We start from the raw sequence: 6,974 nt of genomic DNA on the forward strand, positions 1-6,974 counted from the left end.
AGGGCGCCCCATACCCCATTCCGCCTGGCTGTGGCGACACTTGCGGCATGTCCGAAAACACCTCCGAGCCCGGCCCCGACGACCGCCAGGAAGAGGCGACGGAGCCGACCGAGCCGACCGAGCCGTCAGAGCCGCCTGAGCCGCTCCTGCCGCCCGACGGCTTCGAGCCCGCCTGACCACCCCCTCCAGAAAGGCCACCATGGCACTGCCCCGCCCCTCGTTAGCGCGCCGCGCAGGCATGATCCTGACCGCGGCCACGATGCTGACCACGGCACTGGCGGCCACGCCGGCGTCGGCCGCCGACGGGACCACGCCCACCCCCGCTCCCGCCGCGCAGGATCGGACCCAGACCGTCGCCCTGTCCGGTGTGCGCGCCGGCAAGGTCGTCATCACCCTGATCACCGGTGACAAGGTCCAGCTGAGCCGGTCGGAAGCCGGCAAGTATCGAGTGGAGACCGCCCCGGGCACGCGGCAGGAAGGCCGCCGCGTCAACCTGTTCACCCAGTTCACCCCTGAAGGCGTCTTCGTGCTCCCGGACGACGCGGTCTCCGCCGTCCAGGCGGGGCTGCTCGACAAGCGGCTGTTCGACGTCAAGTATCTGGCCGAGAACGGGTACGCCGACGACGCGACCAAGCGGGTGCCGGTCATCGTCCAGTATCCGCAGGACCAGGCCGAGGCGTCCGTCAAGCGCTCGGCCGCGGCCATCCCCGCCAGTGAGCCCACCCAGACGCTGGAGAGCATCCACGCCTCCGCCCTCGACGTCGACAAGGCCGGGACCGTCGCCTTCTGGGCGGCCGTGCGCGAGCGGCCGGACGCCAGGCGGGGCCTGGCCGCGCCCGGCACGCTGGGCGGCGGCATCGCCAAGCTCTGGCTGGACGCCAAGGTCAAGGCCGACCTGGACGTGAGCGTGCCGATGGTCGGCGCGCCGCAGGCGTGGGAGCGAGGGCACGACGGGACCGGCGTGACGGTCGCCGTCCTGGACACCGGCGCCGACGCCGCCCACCCCGACCTGAGCGGGAGGATCGCCGACAGCCACTCGTTCGTCCCCGGCCAGCCCGTCCAGGACGGGCACGGCCACGGCACCCACGTCGCCGCCACCATCGCCGGTACCGGCGCGGCCTCGGACGGCCGGCACAAGGGCGTCGCCCCCGGCGCGCAGCTCGTCGTCGGCAAGGTGCTGAACGACAACGGCGAGGGCATGGAATCGTGGATCATCGAGGGCATGGAGTGGGCCGCGCGCAGCGGCGCCAAGGCCGTCAGCATGAGCCTCGGCGGCCCGCCCACGGACGGCACCGACCCGCTCAGCCAGGCCGTCAACGACCTGACCGCTGAGACCGGCGCCCTGTTCGTGGTGGCCGCGGGCAACCTCTACAACGAGGAGACCGTGAGCGCCCCCGGCGCGGCGGACGCGGCGCTGACCGTGGCCGCGGTCGACAAGGACGACCAGCTCGCCCCGTTCTCCAGCCGCGGCCCGCGCGTCGGGGACTCCGGGCTCAAGCCGGACATCGCGGCTCCCGGTGTGAACATCGTGGCCGCGCGGGCGGCGGGCACGGCCATGGGCACTCCCGTCGACGAGCACTACACGGGCGCCAACGGCACCTCGATGGCCACGCCGCACGTGGCCGGCGCCGTCGCGATCATGGCGCAGCGGCACCCGGACTGGACGGCTCAGCAGCTCAAGGCCGCGCTGATGTCGACCGCCAAGGACGACGGCTTCACCGTGTACGAGCAGGGCGCCGGCCGCCTGGACCTGGACAGGGCCACCGCCCAGCGGGTCTTCACCACCGGCGGCGGCGTCGACTTCGGCCTGCTCGAAGGATCGGGTGAGCCGAAGACCGGCGAGGTCGCGTACACGAACCTGGGCGACCAGCCCGTCACGCTCGCCTTGAAGGCGGAGATGAGCGGTGGGGCGAAGGTCAGTGTCGCGGACGCGACGCTGACGATCCCCGCGGGCGGCACGGCGGGCACGACCGTCACCCTCGATCCGGCCGGGCTGGAGCTGGGCAAGTACAGCGGGGCCGTGATCGCCGAGGCCGAGGGGGTCCGCCTCACCACGCCCGTGGGCGCGGTGCGCGACGTCCCCAAGTTCGACCTCACGATCCGCACCCTGGACAGGGACGGCAAGCCGCGCACCCCGGCGATCATGAGCGTCGTCGACGTCGATGGGACCAAGGGCGAGCTCGGCCCGCACAACGTGCACGACACGGGCGTGGTCGTGACGCGGGTGCCCGCGGGCACCGTGAGCCTGCTGCAGGTGCTCGACTGGGTGGACGGCGACGACCGCGCCAACCGGGGCTGGCTGTTCGAGCCGGAGCTCACCATCACCGGCGACACCGAGATCACCCTCGACGCCCGCAAGGCGTCCCAGATCCGCTTCACCACGCCGAAGACCGCGGAACCGCTGAACAACATGTACGAGGCCTTCTTCCAGCGGACACTCCCCAGCGGCCAGATCTACGGCGGCACCCTGCTCAACGCGCCGCCCGTCGGGGCGTGGGAGAAGGTGTGGGCGCTGCCGACCAAGAAGGTCACCAAGGGCGCGTTCCGCTTCACCGGGCAGTGGGAGCTCGGCGTGCCCGAGGTCACCATGACCGCGCGGACGCCGAAGCGGCTGTCGCTGAACCCGGTCTCCAGGGTCCACGTCCTCGACCGGGCGGAGCTCCACCCCGGCTACGTCCCCTTCGAGGGCACGCGGGACCTGCGGATCGTCGACGCCGGCAAGGGCCTTCCCGAGGACCTGGCGGGCAAGGACCTGCGCGGCGCGCTCGTCCTGATCGACGCCGAGCCGGCCGAGGGGGTCCAAGGGCCGCAGTGCGGTCTCCAGATCGAGCGCGTCGGGCCGATCAGGGACGCCGGCGCCGCCGGCATCCTCGCCTTCAACGAGCGGCCGGCCTCCTGCCCGATCCCGCTGGCCCTCGCGCAGAAGCCGTTCAGCGGGCCCCTGCTGCCGGTCAACCTGCCGATCGCGTACGTGTCCCACGCCGAGGGCGTGAAGGTGCGCGAGGAGGCCCGCCGGGGCCGGGTCACCATCCGGGTGGAGGGCACGCCGCACACCCCGTACTCCTACGTGTTCAAGCCGTACGCGGACGGCCGGATTCCGGACTCCATGCACTACAAGGTCACCGACCGCCAGCTCCACCGGGTCGACTTCGACGTGCACGCCGGGCCGTACAGGAAGGCCTCGGTCTGGCGGAGCACGTGGCGCACCGACGACGTGACCTACACGGGCACCGGCACGGACGCGGTGAACTGGTCACTGCCGCTGCCGCAGCGCAGGCACCAGTGGGTCTGGCCGCTGGACCGTACGATCGTGCACTCGACGGGCATGTCGGCCCTGACCACGCCCGATCCGGCGGCGGAGACCGAGGAGTCGCGCTACCGCGTCGACGTCTTCGACAAGCCGGGACGGACGACGCAACGGTGGTTCACCACCCCGAGCACGCCGGGCGCCGCGACCGCCTCGGAGAAGGTGTTCAAGCTCGCCGACCCGAAGGCCGCCCCGCTGGAGAAGCTGGTGGTCGGGGTGCCGTGCGCGATCTGCGTGCACGACGGCAACCTCTGGGTGACGCCGTCCATGGTCAGCGGGGTCGGGGAGCGGCGTGACGACGGCGTGGCCTTCGGGGACCTCCAGCCGCGGTACGAGATCCACCTGTACCGCGACGGCCGGGAGATCCCGAACGCGCCCGTCGAGCCCTTCGCCACCCTGCCGCGTTACCCGCTGCCGGAAGGCCGGGGCGTCTACCGGCTGACGGCCAGGAACGACCTGCAGGACGTCGAGTGGACGTTCACCGCCCCGCCGGGCGAGGACCACGCCAAGCCCGGTCTCAACTGCTACGCCTGGTGGATCGACGGCCCGGTGGAGCACTGCCGCACCACCCCCGCCGTGTACGTGAGCTACGACCTCGGTGACAGCCTGTCCACCGGGAACACCGTGGCCGCCGGCCGCAGGCACACCTTCGAGCTGGAGGCCTACCACGGGCCGTCGGCCGCGAAGATGCCCGCCATCGCGGGAGTCCGGCTCTGGACGAGCACCGACGACGGCGCCACCTGGCAGCCCGCCGATCTCAGGCGCGGCCGGGACGGCGTCTACACCGCCGGGGCCAGGTATCCGGCCTACGGCGCCACCAAGGGCGCGGTGAGCCTGAAGGTCGAGGCGTGGGACGCGGCGGGCAACCGCGTCAAGCAGACCACGCTGCGCGCGTTCGACCTGCGCTGACCCCTCGCGCCGGCGCCCGTCCCCGGTGGGGCGGGCGCCGGCTAGTCCTCGGGGCTGGTCCTGGAGTCGAGCCAGGCGTCGATCAGCTCCGTGAAGTCCTCGCCCGTGTGCTCGTTGACCCAGGCGGTGAACGACGCCCGGTCCTGGCCGGTGTTGCGGTGCTCCTGGACCCAGGCGCGGGTCATGGCGAAGAACCTGTCGTCGCCGATGCGCCGCCTGATCTCGTGCAGCATCACCGCGGGGCCGTAGTAGACGTTGTGGTCGGCGAACCGCTCGGGCCGGTAGTCGCCCGGCGGGCCCGCCAGCCGGCGCGCGAACCTCTCCTCCAGGCGCAGGTCGTCCATGTGGTCGTCCATCGAGCCCGGGCTGTGGTCGGCGGTCCACTGGATCTGGAAGTACATGGCGAAACCCTCGTTCAGCCAGACGTCCTTCCAGGTCCGCGGGCCGACGCTGTTGCCGAACCAGTGGTGGGCCAGCTCGTGCAGCACCACCTCGGGGCGCAGGTAGTCGCCGCCGAGGGCGATCATCTGCTGGGTCTCCATGCCGGAGTCGCTGGTGGCGACCAGGCCCGCGCTGGGGAACGGGTAGGGACCGGCCTTCTTCTCCATCCAGCGCAGCAGCTCCGGCATCCGGCGTATCACCGGCAGGGCATGCCTGTCCTCGCGGCGCACCCAGTAGGTGATGGGGAGGCCGCGCGGGCCCTTCGCCCGGTGCATCCGGTACTTGTCGACGGTGAACAGGGTCAGGTAGCTGGCGACCGGGTCGGTCGACTTCCAGCGGTAGGTGACCTTGCGCCCCTTCTCGGTCTTGCCGCCGTACGTGCCGTGCGCGACGCCGGCCCAGCCCTTGGGCACGGTGATGGCGACGTCGTAGAGTGCCTCGTCCGACGGGTGGTCGTTCACGGGGAACCAGGTGAACGCGCCGAAGGGCTCCTGCAGCGCCCAGGCCGACCCGTCCGCGGACGAGCGCAGGCCGAGCCGCGCGAGGTCGTAGCGCATCTGACCGGAGTTGTGGGGTTTCGGTACGCCGTGGTAGCGGATCACCACCCGGGCGGACTTGTTCGCGGCGAGGGTGGCGCGGAGCGGGATCGTCAGGTCGTCGCCCCTGCGCCCGGGCTTGGCGGTCTTGCCCGCGACGGTCACGTGGTCGATCTTCAGGGCGCGGCCGAAGTCGAGCCTGATCTCCTTGATCGGCTTCACGGCCCGGACGGTGAGGGCGGCGGTGCCCGTCAGGCTCCGGCGGTCGGGCTGCCAGCCCAGTTTCAGCCCGTAGTGCAGGACGTCGATCGACGGGTTGCCGTATGCGGGGAACACCGGGTCCTTGACCGGTTGCGAGCGCCCTTTGGCGTAACGGGCGGGTTCGCCGGGAGTGGCCGCCGAGGCGGTGCCGCAGCAGGTGGCGGTCAGCGCGCCGACCAGGACCAGTAAGGGTAATCTCCGCATTCGCGACATCATAGTGATCACCGCCGGGGTCGGCGGGGGATTGCTCGTCCTGCGGGTGCCGGTGAAACTTTCACCTCCGACATGGAGATCCGATAGGGCAGGTAGAGCCGGTGGCCAGGTGGGTAACCTGACACGCTGTCTCCGATATGTTTCGGGAATCGTTGACAACTTTCGGGGCCGGATGAACACTGTCGCCAGTTCGCATCACGCTCTCCGCCTTCGCGAGGAGGAAGCACACATGAACGGCGCCCCCGCCCCCCCGAGGACCCGCAGACGCGGCGGCATCACATCCTTCGTCCGCCGATCCTGCGCCGTAGCCGCAGCGCTGGTCATGGCGGTCGCGATGCCCGGCATCGCGCACGCCGCCCCGATCACCTCCAACCAGACCGGCAACAACAACGGATACTTCTACTCGTTCTGGACCGACAGCCAGGGAACGGTCTCCATGGAGCTGGGTTCCGGCGGGAACTACAGCACCTCATGGCGCAACACCGGCAACTTCGTCGCCGGCAAGGGCTGGAACCCCGGAGGACGCAGGACGGTCAGCTACTCGGGCAGCTTCAACCCCTCGGGCAACGCGTACCTGACGCTCTACGGCTGGACGAGAAGCCCGCTCGTCGAGTACTACATCGTCGACAACTGGGGCACCTACCGGCCGACCGGCACGTACAAGGGCACGGTCACCAGCGACGGCGGCACGTACGACATCTACGAGACGACGCGCTACAACGCCCCCTCCATCGAGGGCACCAGGACGTTCCAGCAGTACTGGAGCGTACGGCAGTCGAAGCGGACGGGCGGCACCATCACCGCCGGCAACCACTTCGACGCGTGGGCCAGGAACGGGATGAACCTCGGCAACCACGACTACATGATCATGGCCACCGAGGGATACCAGAGCAGCGGGAACTCCAACATCACCCTGGGCAGCACCGGCGGCAACCCGGGTAACCCCGGCAACCCCGGCAACCCGGGCGGCGGCTGCACCGCGACGCTGTCGCAGGGCCAGCAGTGGAGCGACCGCTACAACCTCGGCGTCTCGGTCAGCGGTTCGAGCAACTGGACCGTGACGATGAACGTGCCGTCACCCGCGAGGATCCTCTCCACCTGGAACATCAGCGCCAGCTACCCCAGCTCCCAGGTGCTGACCGCCAGGCCCAACGGCAGCGGCAACAACTGGGGGGTGACGATCCAGCACAACGGCAACTGGACCTGGCCGACGGTCTCCTGCAGCGCGGGCTGACCTCGTACCCGGGCGGCTCTTCCCAGGCGGCCCGCCTGGGAAGAGCCGCTCATGCCGGCTTCCCGCGCAGCTC

General features: G+C 71.0%; 4 protein-coding genes. 3 read left to right on the forward strand and 1 reads right to left on the reverse strand.

The genetic code is table 11. From position 1 onward, the window contains the following. Window positions 1-47: 47 nt before the first annotated feature. Together KME79_RS46730 and KME79_RS40540 are read left to right on the forward strand one after the other, a co-directional pair. A complete protein-coding gene (locus tag KME79_RS46730; RefSeq protein ID WP_281429644.1) occupies window positions 48-176 on the forward strand; it encodes a hypothetical protein in 129 nt (42 codons plus the stop codon). A gap of 62 nt (window positions 177-238) precedes the next feature. Then, a complete protein-coding gene (locus KME79_RS40540) occupies window positions 239-4,216 on the forward strand; it encodes a S8 family serine peptidase (RefSeq protein ID WP_246641241.1) in 3,978 nt (1,325 codons plus the stop codon). A 41-nt stretch (window positions 4,217-4,257) separates the two neighbouring features. Here the strand turns inward: KME79_RS40540 and KME79_RS40545 are convergent, their stop codons facing one another. After that, window positions 4,258-5,658 (reverse strand): M1 family metallopeptidase, encoded by a 1,401-nt coding sequence (locus tag KME79_RS40545; RefSeq protein WP_219551271.1) that lies wholly within the window; start codon window positions 5,656-5,658, stop codon window positions 4,258-4,260. Window positions 5,659-5,896: 238 nt separating this feature from the next. Between KME79_RS40545 and xynA the strand changes: the two genes are divergently transcribed. Then, window positions 5,897-6,901, forward strand: coding sequence for an endo-1,4-beta-xylanase XynA (xynA, locus tag KME79_RS40550; RefSeq protein WP_219551272.1), 1,005 nt, complete (start codon window positions 5,897-5,899; stop codon window positions 6,899-6,901). Window positions 6,902-6,974 lie beyond the last annotated feature (73 nt).

The sequence above is a fragment of the Nonomuraea harbinensis genome, assembly GCF_019396385.1.
Taxonomy (GTDB): Bacteria; Actinomycetota; Actinomycetes; order Streptosporangiales; family Streptosporangiaceae; genus Nonomuraea; species Nonomuraea ferruginea.

Excerpts from the sequence above, each read along its gene's own strand:
- KME79_RS46730 (WP_281429644.1), top strand. The coding sequence starts at position 48 with ATGTCCGAAAACACCTCCGAGCCCGGCCCCGACGACCGCCAGGAAGAG.
- KME79_RS40540 (WP_246641241.1), top strand. The coding sequence starts at position 239 with ATGATCCTGACCGCGGCCACGATGCTGACCACGGCACTGGCGGCCACG.
- KME79_RS40545 (WP_219551271.1), bottom strand. The coding sequence starts at position 5,658 with ATGCGGAGATTACCCTTACTGGTCCTGGTCGGCGCGCTGACCGCCACC.
- xynA (WP_219551272.1), top strand. The coding sequence starts at position 5,897 with ATGAACGGCGCCCCCGCCCCCCCGAGGACCCGCAGACGCGGCGGCATC.